This window comes from Thalassomonas sp. M1454, from assembly GCF_007097525.1.
Classification (GTDB): domain Bacteria; phylum Pseudomonadota; class Gammaproteobacteria; order Enterobacterales; family Alteromonadaceae; genus Thalassotalea_A.
In genome coordinates this window covers 1-16,956 of record NZ_VKDD01000012.1, presented here as the reverse complement: position 1 = coordinate 16,956, position 16,956 = coordinate 1, and the positions used below count along the sequence as shown (strand labels likewise).

Below are 16,956 nucleotides of genomic sequence, written 5' to 3'. Positions count from 1 at the left end.
CTTAAGTACGTTGAAATCGTTTCACGCTCGTTACGAATTGAACGAGTACCCGATAAATCCGTACCACAGTAGTAACCGTAGTCTAATTCATCTTCTTCACCTTCGTTCATAACACGGTTTGTGTACTCGTAACCTGAACCTGAAATTTGACAGCGTTGCTCTGTCGGGTCTCGGTACAATGTCCAACCTTCGTCAATATCTTCGGTTTCTTCATCGTCTTGGTAATAACCTAAACGCACCATTTCATCAACAATTACAATACCGCGGTCTAAGTAGTTATGACCCGCAGGACCATCATCTACCGAATCCATAAAATCACGGTCCGCAGAGAAAATTGGGTCTTGTTTATGATACTCAAGTGCAAACGTTACCGTGTAATCATCACCATTAACACCCGTGGCAAGTTGGAAACGACCTTCATCACCACCACCTTCGGTAGTGGTACCAACCTTGGCACTAAACGTCGTGTCTTCTAAGTTACGCTTAGTCTTGATGTTCATTACACCCGCAACCGCATCTGAGCCGTATATCGCTGACGCACCTGCAGTTAAAATCTCTATGCTGGCAACCGCCGCCATTGGAATGCTTGATAAGTTAACAAAGTTCGAAGCACCATTATATGGTGATGGGTAATCGGCAATACGACGACCATTAACTAACACAAGTACCTGGTTATTACCTAAACCACGTAAACTTACCGTCTGCGCGTTCGGCGTAAAACCACCGCTGGCAGCCATCTCAGCACCTTGCGTCGTACCCGTATTCGCCGTTAAATCTTTCAACGCGTCATACGCTGTAGCAAAACCTTTCTTCACCATATCATCAGCTGAAATTATCGTTACTGGGCTTACGCCCTCTAACGTATTCGCTTTAATTCGTGAACCCGTTACTTCGACAACTTCAATCTCGTCTTCACCAATAACATCTTCGTCTTGCTCTTGGCTTTGAACCTGCTCTACTTCGACTGCCGATTCTTCTTCAGCAAAGGCGTAAGCATTTACACTGCTTAAGGCGCCAAGCATTAACGCCGCTCGAATGCTCGAACTTAATTTATTTATATTTCTCACAACTATATCCCGATTTTTTTTATAGTTTTATGAAGAGGCTTAGATCTTGTCTAGCCTCTTCTATTATTGTTATTTTATTTGATGGCTAATCTAACTTTACGAACAGAAAGTAGCCCAAGACTTAGAACTAACATAAGTAAACCAGTAGAGCCGCCTGAGCCAGTTTCCTCAGAGTCTACATAGATAGTTGTTAGTACAGGCATAGCATTACGTTCGCCATTACTACCCGTTAGCTCAAAGGTTATTTCTTGGTCTTGATTAGCTTCTGGTGCAGTGAAGGTAATGGTGTTTAAGCCATACTCAATTTCAACTTGCGGACCAGATACTTGCTGCCAAGCCATTGTGATATCAGCATTATCAATTACGGCATCAACAACAGAAGAAGTTAATGTGATCACATCCCCCGCTTTAACAAAGGTTGCTGAAGCATCAACAGCAAATATAGGCTTACCTTCAATAAGCACACTCTCTTTTAGAGAAGATACTTGTTCATCTTCACTATCATCTAAAATAGAAACTACATAAGGAGTGATATCGATATAGCCAGAAACCTCTGCAAAGTTAAATACTAATGACACTTGTTGCTCATTTGAATTAACCGCAAGAGTTTGAGTCCAAGTAATAACATCACCATCTTGAGTAAACTCAACAGCATCGCCATAACTAGTAACGCCATTAGCAGTTGTACTTACACTTAAACCTTCAAGTAATGCGCCAGTAGGCAGTTGCGCCGACATTTGATAAACCTTTTCTTTATCAGTATCGTTGGCCATAAAAGTAAGATTAAATGTTGCTAAGCTATTGTCTTTATCTAAATCAGCAATTGATAAAGCTACGTCATCTTTTCCACGGTTAATATTGACGTTTATTACCCCAACATTACCTAATAGCTCTTCTTTAGTACCTAGAAGAATTGAGCCATATAGACGATCACCTTCTTTCATTTCTTTATTCCATTTAACTGATAAAGGGATTTCAGAATTAGGGAATGACTCTTTAGGTGCAACTACGGTTAACTCTTTATCACTTTCGTCTGCTAAATCACCAGTAACAACGGTAATTGCAAGTTTTATATCGTCAAAAGTATCAGATTTTACTTGGTCAAATTCATCATCTCCACGGTGGTTGTAGTGATCACCGAAGTTATGAATAATTGCTACATAATCACCTGCAACAGGAAAGCTATAGTCTAGTACTTCTAGTGCTTTTGACGTTGCTTCCCACATTCTAACACCGCCACGTACTTCTAGCGGGCTCGCTTCACCGTTTAAATCATTATCGTGAGCTAGGTAAATATCGACGTCAGGTGATGATGTTTCTAGTATTTCAACCACAACCCTTGCACTACCAGCAGGAATTGACAATGGTACAACAAAAGTTGAATCTTCCATGCCATCAAAAATATTTTCTGGATCAATCGTACGCTTAGCTGTGCCTGTAAAAGTACTTGCTTTAGAAAGCGGCGAAGCTAATGTATCAAAGTCAGATGTACCGATAGTTACAACACCTTTAATATCAGCAGTACCAGTATCGCGATGCGCTGTTATCTCAACCTTTTCTGGGGCAGAACCTGCTGCAAAGTTCACAGAAACAGGAATTGACACCGCTGGAATGCTTGAGTCTTGTGGGGTTAAATGAACGCGACCATCAGACCATAAAGAATCCAACTTCTCATTTACGCTTGCTGTAACATCTAAAGTAAACTCTTCGCCTTTATTTACGCTGATTACTCTTTTATCGGCTTCTAACACCATACCTTCAGTTGTGTAACTAAATGACACTTCCCAAACCGCAGATTTAGTCGCTTTAAAAGTACGAGTCCATGAACAACTTTCTATACAATCACTTTTTGACATACTCGCAATGTTCATCTGCTCTGGTTTGCCATGCCAGCCGATAGGTAAGTCTTTTTCTAAATCACGAAGATTATCTGGACGTTCTTCTTCTTCTTCACCATCAAGTGCAGGCATTTGCATACCAACGATATCGCCAAATGGGTCAGCTTGCAGATAGCCAGTTGATGTTTCAGACATAATCAAACCTGATTCAATCGCTCTATCTACACGAGCCATACCAGCGCCGGTTTCAATAAGCGGCGCAGGATCAAATGTCTGTTTTTGATCAATGATCGGACCATAAACTTTCACATTGGTAGCAGCCGTAAGCATTAAGGCCGATTGAATTTCTGCAGGTGTCCAATCAGGATGCGCAGAGGTGATCAATAGCATCATACCGGCAACATGAGGTGAAGACATAGAAGTACCAGAGCGATAAACATAATCGACATCAGTTTCAAGTGCTTCATGCGTGCCAATTTCTTGCATATCTTTACCTAAGCCAGATGCTAATATACCGGCGCCAGGAGCTGTGATACCAGGAATAAGGTAATCTGGAGAGAAAAGATCAGGACCTCGTGATGAAAACGCAGCCATTACACCACTAAAATCAAACTCTGGCTCTAATGTCGTGCTACTAATAAGCTCAGTACCACCAATTGCCACTTTGTGATCAGTTCCTTCTTTAAGCCATTCTCGGATGATTTTTCCATCCTTTTTCTTTATATGAATGCTTGGAATACTGTGCAAATCGGCAACAATTTCATTCGGTGTATCGTTGGTATTAGTTAGTACTAAACCTTTAGCACCTAGATGTAATAATGCAAAGCTTCTGGTAGCACGTGCAATACCGGCACCACGGTTACAGAAAACAACTTTACCAGCTACCTTTTCAGCAGGAATAGAGTCAAAGGCACATGTACCTTCTACGCCATAAGTATCATAAGCAGCAGTGTGCTCATGCTCATGCACATGATAAAACTCATGATTTACATCTAAGCCTTCACTTGGTTCCCATTCAGGTTTGTATTCGTACTCATGATTAAGGTTTTCATACTCATGAATGTGAGCATGAGTGTGTACACCATCTTCTTTGTACTCTACATCACCAGCATAAACAATTTCGGTTGCAGGAATACCAGATGTAGCCCCTTCACCTGTAAATATGTTGGTTTCAAGTTCAAAATCAGCACTGCCACCACTTAAAGTAACGGTTTTAGATTTAAAAGCACGATCATGAGTGGCCGCAGCTACTGACATAACCCAAGGTGCATTACCAGGAGTTTTAACAGTAGCCATACCAAAATTACCATTATTACCAGCAGAAACAGCAACATTTACACCAGCTTCACGTGCACGTAAATAAGCTAATGATACGTGATCATACCAAGGAGAACGTTGACGGCTACCAATTGAATAGTTAATAACATCAACACCTAATTCAATGGCTTTTTCAATTGCTTCTAGGGCAAATTCCTGGAAACAAATACCATCTTTATTACAGGTTTGAAAAGAGATGATATTAGCATGTGGGGCAACACCTGAGATTCTGTCATAAACAAATTCTTGAGGATATACCTCACCTATAGGTCCACCAATTTCACCTTCAGTTTTAATGTTATAAACAATATTACCTGCAGCAGTCGAAGCCACGTGAGTACCATGACCATTAGTATCTTGACCGGTTTCAGAACGTGCATCATATGGGTTACGGTTAACTAAATCTCTACCTAAAAAGCCAAAAGCATAGATACCAATAAGCTTATCGTTACACCAATTTGGTTCAGTTTGACAATCTCCAAGGTAGTTACCACTTCCTAAAGGATTAGTATGAACATAATCAATTTGGCCATCGTTATTTTCATCAACTTCTGCAGCAAAAGATGGATTAAACGGAGGTAAAGTAGCCGTGTCAAAAATATCCTCAACCGGCTGCAAATAAGAAGCAACACCAGAGTCGATGATACCTATAAGTGTACCGTCACCTTTTGCTTTCGATTCTGGAAGATCTGGCGTACCTTGCCAAACTTTTGTAGCTCCGACATATGCTGGACCACTTTCTGTTGTTATGTGCGAATCGACAGTTGGTTCAACAGTTTTTACCCCATCGATCTGGCGAACTAAAATAGCCTCACTTTTTGATAATTCAACAGCAAAACCATTTAGCACAGTGTCATAGCTAGAACTAAAATCAACATCTCTTTTTAGTCGTAAATTAACATGAAGTTTAGTTTCGCTTTGTTTACCAGCTAAGTATTGCTTATATCGTTTAGACGCTAAACTTTTAGTATTAATCATACCTTTATCTGTAGCGTTACTATTTTTACTAGCAAGTAAACTAGTGGCATCATACCCCGATACAGAGCCATCATATGTAGCTAAAGGTTCATCTTCTAGTTCGATTATATAAGTATTCGTGGTCACGCTCTTTTTCATATTGAACGGACTAGTAATATCAAAATTAGTTAACTTTTCACTACTACGTAACAATGTTTTACCATCGTTATCTTCAGTAAAGTATGGTTTACTGTAATTATCTGCACTTGCATGGCCAATGGATAAAACCAGAGGTAGTGCAGCTACTATTTTTCTCATTTTAAAATTCAAAATTATTTCTCCTTAGGGGCCGTAGCCCCTAAATCAATTAAGCAAAACGGCGACGTAAACATAAAAGACACAAAACCAAGGCGTAAGCAAAGCTACCGCCACTCGAACCGCTGCTTGTTTCATTCACTTGTGTAGATACAGAATCATTGATTGTAAAATTAATTACAGTAGTAAATTGATGAGCGCCATCAGTAACAAATAATGTTGCTTCAAATAAACCATCAACCGTTGGTGTACCACTTATAATTCCGGCTTTATTAATAGAAATGCCTTCAGGTAGATTAATTGCCTCAAAAATTAAACTTGAGTTATCAACATCAATAAAGTATTGACCTAGTTCTACAGCTTGCATTTCTTCAAGCTCATTAAGCACTAGTGTTGGTATATTAGTTACTTGGTTTGGCGCATTGTCATTGGCATTAAACAGCGAAACATGAATGGTTTCTACCGCACCCCAACTCTTACCCCATAAGACTTGCACATTTAATTGATAGTTAGATTGTGTTTCGTAATCTAACAAAGAGCTATCTCTTACAAAGATGATACCTTCATCATTTATTTGGAAAGGTGCTCCACCGCCAGCATGAATAGCTTTATATTCAACTAGACGGTGTGGCGTGATCGTTGGTTGTTGAACTGAAATTTTACCAACTACTTGCCCATTTTTAGCATTTTCGGCTATTGAAAATTGCTGACCTGGTTTAATGATTGGCAATTGTGAGCCAAAACTTGCTTGGAAAGAAGTCCCTGTTGCAGGGTTAAACACTAAGGCAGATATACAATTAGCTTCTGTATAGCCAAAACCATCACATTTACTATCAGCAAAGTATGAAACAACAGCTTTTTCGTGAGCAGGAATGGTAATTTTATGGCTCCACTCTAGATCTTCAATATTGTCGATTTCGCCGTTTGCAAGTTTAATATGCATACCTGTATGAAATGTTTCTCCAGAGTCATCGGCCACTAGAGGAATCGCTTGCAATACAGTTGCAAAATTTACATCACGAATGTAGGTAGGTTCTTCAGGCACGCCATCTGCAATACAGCTTGCCACTAATCTACGTTCACTTTCAGGGTCATCAGCTTCAAATGTACAATTAACTACGCCATCAAAGTCATAAACTTCAGGTAAATAGAAAGCGACTTCACCATTAAATCTTTCATGTGAAATAGAACAAACTTTCAGTCCAAATTCAGGTAATGCACATTGATGCTCAAACGTATCGTTAGCAAACTCTTCATTAGGTGAACCGGTATCACTTTTTGATAAATATTCGGTAAGTGTTAATGTAGTTTCACTATTAAATACGCGCAAACAGTTATTAGTTGCGTCTTTAATTTCACCATTAGAACATTCACCAGGAATTACAGGAGCACTATTAAATGCGGTGTTAGTAACTGTTCCATTTAGTCTGAAATTATGACTTAAGATAGAATCAAAATAACCAGGTAAGGCCTGACGGTCGGTAACTACTTGAATACCGATATCTTCATTAAATGTTTGCGCATCTATGTTGCCATGATACAAATCATCGGTACAAACATTGACTAAAACAGTGTCTGAACCAGGTGCAGTTACGGTTGGTAAGTTAGTTGAATGAATTCGTCCTCTAGGGTTTGTTCTATCAAAATCTTTACCAAAATCAATATAATAGGTAGTAAAAGAGCCATCTTCGTTTATCTCAACTCTTAATTCTGTTAATTGATCTTCAGGTGGCGTTGCTTGCTCAAGCGCTCGGCCTGAGTCGTGAGATCGAAGGATTGCATCTTTATTATAAAGTTTTAGAGCAAAAATTAAGACCCCAAGTCTTTCATAGTGATTAGCAATTGGCAGTTGGAATGTATCAAAGAACTTGATTGCAATACTAAGCTTCTCTCCTGAGTCACACTGTGATTCAGGGAATAAGCCACCAGCCATATTCTGTACTATGTGACCATGATTACCAACAAGCGCTGCAGGCTTTTGTATCGCTTGATAAAACGAAGGCATTGCCCAAAGATCTTGTTCAACATTACTGTTATTGGTCAGTTCTATCTGAGAACCAGAAACCGTGAAGTCATAATCTCCATCACTAGGAAAGTGTTGATCGTGATATAAAGGCGTGTTTGTAATTGACTCATTGTCTTTATTTTCTTCATAGTAACTATCTGGGCGCTTAAAATAGCCAATATAACTATCACGGTCAGAAGTTATCGGTTCAACTCGATACGGCATCACTAACCAAGGTAAATGAATAGAAGCGCCAGGGTTTTTATGATGATTAAGTTGAATATAACCATCAATGGCAAAATTACTAAAGTTTTCAGCTGTAAAGTCCAAGCCTTCAGTAATTGGCATTGGAGGCAATTTATCGGCATCAATATTGATACTTACAGATATGATTTTTTCTTCATGTGGTGCTAATACAACATGTTCTGGTAAGTAAACAGTTACCGCTTCGTTGCCAGCACTGTTGTTTCTTAGAACCTGACTACGATATTCTTGAGTTTCTGCGGTTAAGTTTTTAACTTTAATGTTTTGCATGATTGCACGTTTATTGCTAACGCCAACAATGCCACCAAAGATATTTGGCAATGATGTATCCGCATTCACCATCAGAGCATAAGATTTAGATGCGCCAAGTGGGTTAATACTACCGCCACCGATTTGTACTACACCATGATTATCTTTAACATCTGTTGCTAATTCAGTTTTATCATCGATTAAAATCTTTTTGTGGTAATCAACATCAATAATACCAGTGTTAACAATAAGCGCTTTTATTTCTTCAGATGTTAAATATGGTTTTTCTGTTTTAACCGCAGCAGCTGCCGCGGCAACTCTTGCAGCAGCAAGATAATGATCATCAGGTAATTCATGATAAGCACTACCCGAGGCAGGCATCGCCCCAATCATGTCATCATTTAGTGCTAAAACGTCTGGCTTGAGAACAGAGTCTCCACGAGTTGGTCCCATTGGGCTATCTGGAGTAACGTAGTATTTATTATCCACTCTTTTTGAATAACCAACCGTTAATGCCTCTGGAGCAATGCCATAGTGGCCAATTGTATAAAATTGCTCAAAATATAGTTGGTCTTCATTATTTGTATTTTCTGCTTCAACATTGCCTGCACCAACGACTACCAATGCTCCACTTGCAGCTAAGCTACGAATAAGAGCCGTTTCAACAGGAAATGGCGAAGTCCCCAATTCTTTTTCGCGATAGTAGCCACTAAAAGAATTAGCATAAGGTAATAAAATGATATCTGGGGCATCAGATAAATCACCATCAAGATTAGGGTCCATAGCCATTTCAAAAGCGGTTGCTAGTTGTTGGCGTCCAGCGCCAACAACTAAACCATTGAAGTTAATGCCGTTGACTTTATAAGCTAATATCTTAGCATCCTGAACTGAATCTCTAATTAATGATGCAGCCATGGTGCCCAAACCACCTTTATACTTCATCCAAGGACGATAGGCGTCGGTAACATCAACAGGATATTCTAGAGGGTTATAATCAAAAGTATATTGTTCAGAAACAAAATCAAAACCACCAATAACCACATCATTTGGAAATCCAGGCCATGAATTGCTGATGTTATTGTATGCTTTTGAGTAACTGTCAGGTAACCCCTCACCACCAAGGGCTTTATGAGTATAATCGACACCTGGACCAATGATAGCAACAACAACACTATCACCCGCATCATTAACTTTTAAATTTGCATAAGGTGACTTTTCCGGTTCAATAAAATCTTGAAGTTGCGCTTCGTATGGTGTCACGCTTGCAACAGAAGATAATTGAGAAACTCGATCAACTAATTCAACAGGCATCTCTACATAGAATAAATTAGCAACAATTTGTAATTGCTCACCGATGCGGATATTGCCGTCTAACGATTGAACTTCAGCAATAACTAAATCTTGCTCCTCTTTAATAACGTCAAAGGCTTGCTGTTTTGTCAGACCTCGTTCGCTATATGCAGGGTCAATTGCTCCTGGTGCATGTAAACTTATTACGTAAGTTTGCATACCTTCACGAGCCTGAAACACCGTTGAGGTGTCTGTATTACTACTTTGACTAAACTGACCTAATACAAAATCGTTCTGTGCAAAAACAGAGGCCGATAAAGTACTAGATAAAATTAGCGAAATGACAGTAGATTTTTTTAACATACTTATTTCCCTTCCTAAAAAATGTGCCAGCAAAACTTGGTTTTTTTATTGCTTTTATGGCTAACGGGCACGGTAAAATTTTTGTTGATGACAAAATAAGGTAACAAGGGACAACAAGCAATGGATGGGACGAGCAACAGCTCATAATTTCATTCAATTAATCATCTATTAGTTATCAATTAAAAACAAATCCATTAAAAACAACCACTTAAGACCACATTAAAAATTAATTATCAAACATATTTAGTCGCAAAATAGCATGATGAACATACTATTATTTAATGTTAAGGAAAACTTAAACAGCTTAGTTTTGCATAAAGCTTACTAATGGTTTCGCTTTATATAATGATAAAATGACTGAACATTAAATATAAAAAAGGCCACCCGAAGGTGGCCTTTGACAATGTTAGATTAAAGCTTAATGAAGTTTAAACTCAACGTCTTGTTGGTTAACCATTTCACCGTTCATTTCGATGTTTACATCTGCACTAAAGCTTGTGTAACCACCTTTACCAAACTCACCATTTAACACTGAAGCTGGTATTTCATAAATATATGACACACCAGACTTAGCAGCAGTAGAAGCACCGTAAATAAAGTGAGTTACTTCAGGGTATACCATTGCGACATTATCAAGTGTTCCACGTTTAGCATAAAAACGATCTGTTTTCATTGAATTATAAGCAACGATTGGCTCAATATCAGTAACACCTTCAATAGCTTCTGCATCAGTACCAAAACGTACAATTGCATTTACTGGATGAGTTACGCTTTCTTGCGTATTTACAAAATCAGCAGTAACAACTGTTTCATATGTTGCAGATTTAACTACAAACGAACCACTTAGCTCAACTGGCGATACAATATAAGAAGTTCTTGTAGATAATTGTGGAACATTATCAAACTGTTTTGTTTGATTAGCACTAAACATAGCTTTATACCAAGGTAAGTTACTTCCATCTAAGTCCAGTACAGCAGTAACGCCATCTCTCATCATTAGACTAGGGATAGTAACATTATGACCAACGTTAGTATTCTTCGGTAATGTAACCGGAGTAAATTCCTTAGCAGCAAAGGCAGGAACACCATACTCATCAAGTAATACAAATTGCTGTGCATCTAGGTTATCAAAATGTTGAACGCTAACATCTTCTAAACCGTAACTTAGTTTTTGTACAGCCATAACATTTACAGTATTTTCAGCTTCAGAAGTTACAGCAAGTAACTCGCCAGTGATTTTACTAGAAGCTAAAATATCAAAAGAGTATTCTAGGTCGTCTTTAACCATAGCAGCATCACCAATAATAGTTAAAACTGTACGGTCTTCATTCCAATGATAGTTTTCAGCAGATAAAGTTTGTTCATTTTCAACAACTACGCCATTAAAGAATCCATTATAAACCCCCATAGGGATCTTCGCAGGAAACTCAAGATCAACGGCTTGCTCTGCAGCAGTTGGGTAATAACTTAATCGATCAGATACTTCACCATCAACAATTTTGTATTTTGCAGTGTGAGTATCAACATTGAATGATCTGTTACCACTATTTTCCCACATACCAGATTCTTTTAAGAACCATGAAATTGACCCTACAGCACCAGGTTCAGTCTCATAAAGTCTGATAGAAACAGGGCCATAATAGTCTTTTTCATAAAATGTACCATCAGCCTCTTGGTAAATTTTTCCAGAAGCAATGTAAGTCTCTAATTCAGCAGGAGTATATTCAGTCCATACCGTTTCGTACGCCCATGTTAAATTGTTATAAACTTCTACACTTAACATAACATTTTCTGTGATACCTGGCTTAATTGTCATAAAAGTAGGATCTTCAGCATCGAAAATATCATCAGCTTCAAGTGGCCTACCTTCTTTAAAGTAAGGTTCGAAACCAGCTTCAAAATTAGTTGCATGCCAATTTGTAACGTTTAAATCATTATCAGTAAAGTTAGCATCGGTTCCAGCAACAACTCCTGATGGGGTTGAGCTACGTAAAGGTAATTCGTAAGTAATACCGTCAGCATCAACATAACCTTCTACATCTACTGCAGCAGCCATACCGATACCACCAGTTTCACTAGCACCACCGCGCGCTTTAGCAGCGAAACACCAAGATTGAGCAGTTTCTCCCTGACAAGATGAAAAAGTTGGATATTGATTAATAACGTCTGAGCTAACGCCGTCATGCAATGCGCGAGTAGTGTCATATATTGCTTCTTCTATTGAGAAGTCTTGGTAACGAACAACAACATCACGCGACAATTCAGCAGGTTGAGTAAATTTAACCACTACCTTCATTTCATCGTTTTCGATTAATGATGAAGATACCTCATAGCCAAAATCAGCATTTTCCCAATCTTCTTGTCTCTGCTCTTGCTCTTCTTTTTCATTAGCTAAATGGTCAGCAGAAACAACTACAGTTGAAGTCATTACTCCATTTTCAAAATGGCTTGGTGCGAATTTAATTTCGTGGGCAACGCCACCTAACATGTAGGTTACTTTGCCTGTATCAAGTGCATCTTGGTCAATTTTAACGGTACAAGTACCGTTAGTAACCATAGCCATTTGCGAAACTGAACCACAAGTTGCTTCGATTGTGTCAACACTATCGTATGCATCGCCTGCTGGTGTAACAAAACTCAACTCTAAGTTAAAGTCAATTACAGCAGCTTCAGCTACGGTATTAATAACAACATCATTACCTACGCTGATAGTCATATTGTTAGGTCCAACTACATCGTAGTTGTTTTCAAATGACATTGGGTTAGCAATTTTTACTTCAAAAGATTGACCATTGTCTGGCAGCATAAAAGTATACTTACCATCAACTTCTGTAGCTATATTATCAGGGATATTAGCCATGTAACCTTTAGATGATAAATCTGAACCAGCAATATAAAGTGTTAAACCACTCACATTAGCACCAAGTACATCATTTACTGTTACAATTGCTTCTTTGGCTTCATATACAGAGATTGTTTTAGTAACTAGAGAGTTATTATCAATAGAGCTCTGGTAATATGCTGGTGCAATAGTACCCATAGGATCAGTTACAACAACTAAAAAATCAGAATTTTCTGGTAAATTGTCGATGAAGTATGTACCTGCACCTTTTACTACGTCACCACTTTCATTTTTAACTTCATCAGTGGTACTTAAATATACTTGACCATTTACATGTACTTCAACGTCTAACCCAGCTACAGGCAGGCGAGTTTTGCCATTAATAACTGAACCTGACAGGCTAGTAGTTGCAGCAGGAGCTTCAACAATTGGTGCAGGATTTACTTCAACTACAGGTGCTGGCACTGATACTGCCGCAGGCTCAACAGTCGTTTTATCGTCACCGCCACAAGCTGATAGCATTGCAGATGAAACAACAACTGCTACCAAGCTTTTATTAAATTTTATTTTGTTAGACATATATTTTCCTATTATTATTTCTGAAATACGCTTGATAAACACTTTCTTGTTTTTATTAAAATTAAAACCATCTTTAATAAGAAAAAATGTTTATAATTTTGTTTTCCAAGCTCATTCATATAAATAAAGTGTTACCTCCAACAACACAATCTTAACATCATCTAATATTCTACAATTAATGTTCAATTAATTATCTAATCCTTTATATTCAACAACTTAATAATTTAAAAAGATAGTTTTTCAAGACAAAAAAAAGCCTAAACATTTAATTTAGGCTTTTACTTAGTAATTAAAATGGATAAAAATTATCCGGCACAAACCTCTACAATAGGATCACATTCTTCTTCTTGCTGAGGTTGAGGAGCAATAAGAGTTAATGTTGCTAAATCAAAACTAAACTTAAAGGTTTCATCGGTTTCAGTCGTTGGCATTTCGCCTTCAGATACTGCACCTGGCATACAAGTAACAACCGTCGACCCTTTAACCCCTTCACAACGCGGTGCTAATGGTATGTCATGCTTTTGTTGCCATGTAACAGCATCCACGTCTTCTAAATATATCGGATGATTAAAAGTGCAAGTAGAGATACCGTCAACTAAAGCAGAACACTCTATAGTTTTATACCAAGACTTTTCCGACAAATATTGGAAATTCGCGCCAAAAACGCTGTAGATGATTCGATTATCAAAGTCATTTTTATGACGTTTATCTAAAGCAGGACCGTAGTCAGCATCAAGTGTAAACGTTGTCGTTTCGCCATAGGTTGTTATTGAGCATAACATTTGTGTGTCACCTTCAGCAGCATTACACATTGGGGAATCAAATGTAGTTGGTTTAGGAAAACAAATTTGATAACCATTACTTATCCAGGTCGCAGGGTACCAACAACTGTAAGCTTCACCTAAATATTTATCAGTAGATGTTGAATTGGGAGCAATCGGAGCATATAGTTTTGATGTAAATTTTTGGAGAAACGAAGTTGCATAAGCTTGCTCTAGAGTTACATTAACTAAATCAGGGAATGTTTTAGCCGTATTAATACTACACTCGGTTTCTAAATCAACGCTTAAATTTACGCCTTGGCTAGCAGCGTTCGCCACTAGAGTCTCTAAGTCAGTACAATCCATAGTACCGTTTCCAGACAGGGTAATGGCGCTTGGCAATGTATTTAAATCAACCAAATTTGAAATATCAGTGATCTGATTATCATTTAACAATAATGAGTTTAAATTCGTCAATCCTGCTACATTTGGCGTTGCAGTTAGATTGTTATAACTAAAATCAACTTTTATTAAAGCGTTTAGGCTAGCAATAACATCAACATTAGTAATAGCATTATGATGACCATAAAAAGTTTCTAAATTGACAAGTGTATTTAGGCTTTCTATGTTTGAGATAGCATTATTCGAACTGATATCTAAATTTTTCAAACTGGTTAAATCACTCAAATTTGTAACATCTTGCACAGCATTTTGAGCTAAGTCTAAGTTTGTCAAATTAGTTAATAACGATAAGTCAGGAATAGTCGTTATTGCGTTAGCACTTGCAGGTGCAGATAATGGATTACTTAAATCTAACGATGTTAGTTTTACTAATGACGTTAATGCAGTTATATCTGCAATATTATTATTTGATAGGTTTAACTCTGTAACTTCAGTCAAGCCAGATAAGTTGTCAATATTGCTAATTGCATTATTATGCAAAGTTATGCTTGTCAATAAAGGCATCAAATTGGTATTCGGTATTTGGGCAATCTGATTATTTGCTAAATACAATTCTGTTAACTTAGTTAACGCAACAAGCCCTGTAGCATCAACTATTGCATTATTTTCAAGGTTTAAAACTTCTAATTCACTAAAATTAATCACGGCTGATAAATCTGATACCACACCACTTCGTATTTCTAAATGGCTCAGCTTAGATAAATTACGTATAACACTTAGGTCTATAAAACCAGTATCATTTAAGATTAATGTTTCTAGATTAGTTAGCCCCTCTAAAGCTGAAAAATCAGTAATATTAAGACCTGTCAAATCTAACTTTCTTAGCTTTGGAAAGTTTGCTATTACGCTTACATCAGTTACGCTTGTTGATGCAAGTGATAATTCTTCAAGATTTTCGAAATACTTTAATTCTTCAATACCAAGAATTCTAGAACCAGTACAAGCTAAAGTTTTAACTTCTAAAACAGAAATATCCTCGAATTCAGGTAGGTTTGGTAAATTGTTATATGTCCAAGAGGCGTTTACACAAGCTTTTGCGTCACCAGTAGATAGAAGTGCTTCAGGTAGATAATCCTTATATTCAAGCATACCAATGGTTGGAGCATATAAGTTTTTATCTAATGGGAAAAAATCATTTTCGTCTGTGTAACCATCATTATCATCGTCATTATCTAAATTATTTGGTATACCATCACGATCAGTATCAACAATTCCAAGAGATAGCTTATCGGCATACAAATTATCTAAAATGTAATCAAAATACTCTGCACTGGTTTCAAATTGAGCAGGTAATAATTCTGGGTTGTTTTCGATATAATCTATAACCGCAGCGACCGCTTGCTCAGACTGAATCAATTCAAGTGTATTTTTGACACCAGATGGTAAGGCAATATTTTTATCGTCAATAACAATTTTTAATAGCTTGGCCAATTCTCTTACTTCTTCAGAATCAAAGAATGAGTTAGCCTGATAAAGAGCGTCAAAAAGCCCTTCTTCTGTGATTTCGTTGCCACTGTTTTTTAGTTTAGTAATTACATATTGACTGCTTGACGTTGCTGTAATATTAACACCAATAAATTCATGAGCTTCAACAACATTATTGGTTCCAGCTAAGGCTTCTAAACTATTAACTGACTTTAATAGTGAAACTAAAGTAATACCGGGATCGTAATTATCGTTACCCGTTGCAGTTAACTTAACTAGGTTATTGAAATTCCGTTCATCGATCTCAAACTCTATAAAATAATTACCAAGAGAGTCTGTACCTTCATTGTTGTTTGGAGACTCTTCTCCTACACCTATAAATTCAATAATTTCGTCACCAACTGTAACTGTTATAGTTGCGTAACTAATTGAGTTTGCTAATAGTGGTTCTACCTCGCCATCAGGACTTATAGAATATTCGCCTGAAGACACCGCACCTGTAAGCATTAATGTTTTATAAATACGCTCGACTGTAAAATTGATTTCTTTTGATACAGCAGCGCCATCGTCATCGGTTACGGTTAAAGAAATGGTGAAATCTGTATCAACATCTACATCTGGAGCTATAAATGATGTGACTGCAGAGTTGGCATCATCAAATACCACCTTGGTATTACTAGATGACCACTGGTAGCTTGCAATCGACCCATCTAAATCTTCCGCTACAGCATTAAGTACAACCGTGTCATGCTCAGTCGCACGATCCGCCGATTGAATTGTTAAAGTAGGAGCAACATTAGCTGGTGCCTCAGGCGTAGCAGAGCCACCGCCACCACCGCCGCCACAGCCGGTTAATAATGTAGTAGCAACTAAACCACTACCGTATATCAGTTTTCTTAATTTTGGAGTCAAACTCATTTCTCTTCCTACTTTGCTAATGACGTTTATTATTATTGTTCGTCTGGGTTATTAACTTAATCACCCGCGCTAACGCGAGCTTAAATTTTTTCTTACCCTATAATTAAAGGACTTTAACCACCACTGCAATCTAACAACTCTCAAATAAACATTTATAAATCTTATATTAATTATCTATTCCCTTTAAATACAACAACATAGGCAGATTACAAACATTACATATCACTTACCTAAACACCTTTATTTCACACAAAAAAAGCAGCCATTAGGCTGCTTTTTATACGTTCACCGTTCGTTTAGAACG

5 protein-coding genes are annotated in these 16,956 nt (G+C 37.7%); all 5 read right to left on the bottom strand.

The window, feature by feature from the left end:
- Positions 1 to 1,067: TonB-dependent siderophore receptor (locus tag FNN08_RS16155; RefSeq protein WP_185962704.1), on the bottom strand; the 1,067-nt coding region annotated here is incomplete at its 3' end.
- Positions 1,068 to 1,141: 74 nt separating this feature from the next.
- Entirely contained in the window at positions 1,142 to 5,497 is a 4,356-nt protein-coding gene (locus tag FNN08_RS16150; RefSeq protein ID WP_143587528.1) for a S8 family serine peptidase, read from the bottom strand.
- A gap of 49 nt (positions 5,498 to 5,546) precedes the next feature.
- Positions 5,547 to 9,665: a S8 family serine peptidase gene (locus tag FNN08_RS16145; protein ID WP_143587527.1), complete on the bottom strand. Its 4,119-nt coding sequence runs from the start codon at positions 9,663 to 9,665 to the stop codon at positions 5,547 to 5,549.
- A gap of 418 nt (positions 9,666 to 10,083) precedes the next feature.
- Complete coding sequence (locus FNN08_RS16140; protein ID WP_143587526.1) at positions 10,084 to 13,086, bottom strand: hypothetical protein; 3,003 nt, start codon at positions 13,084 to 13,086, stop codon at positions 10,084 to 10,086.
- 305 nt (positions 13,087 to 13,391) lie between these two features.
- Positions 13,392 to 16,652: a leucine-rich repeat domain-containing protein gene (locus FNN08_RS16135; protein WP_143587525.1), complete on the bottom strand. Its 3,261-nt coding sequence runs from the start codon at positions 16,650 to 16,652 to the stop codon at positions 13,392 to 13,394.
- Positions 16,653 to 16,956 lie beyond the last annotated feature (304 nt).

Excerpts from the sequence above, each read along its gene's own strand:
- FNN08_RS16150 (WP_143587528.1), bottom strand. The coding sequence starts at position 5,497 with ATGAGAAAAATAGTAGCTGCACTACCTCTGGTTTTATCCATTGGCCAT.
- FNN08_RS16145 (WP_143587527.1), bottom strand. The coding sequence starts at position 9,665 with ATGTTAAAAAAATCTACTGTCATTTCGCTAATTTTATCTAGTACTTTA.
- FNN08_RS16140 (WP_143587526.1), bottom strand. The coding sequence starts at position 13,086 with ATGTCTAACAAAATAAAATTTAATAAAAGCTTGGTAGCAGTTGTTGTT.
- FNN08_RS16135 (WP_143587525.1), bottom strand. The coding sequence starts at position 16,652 with ATGAGTTTGACTCCAAAATTAAGAAAACTGATATACGGTAGTGGTTTA.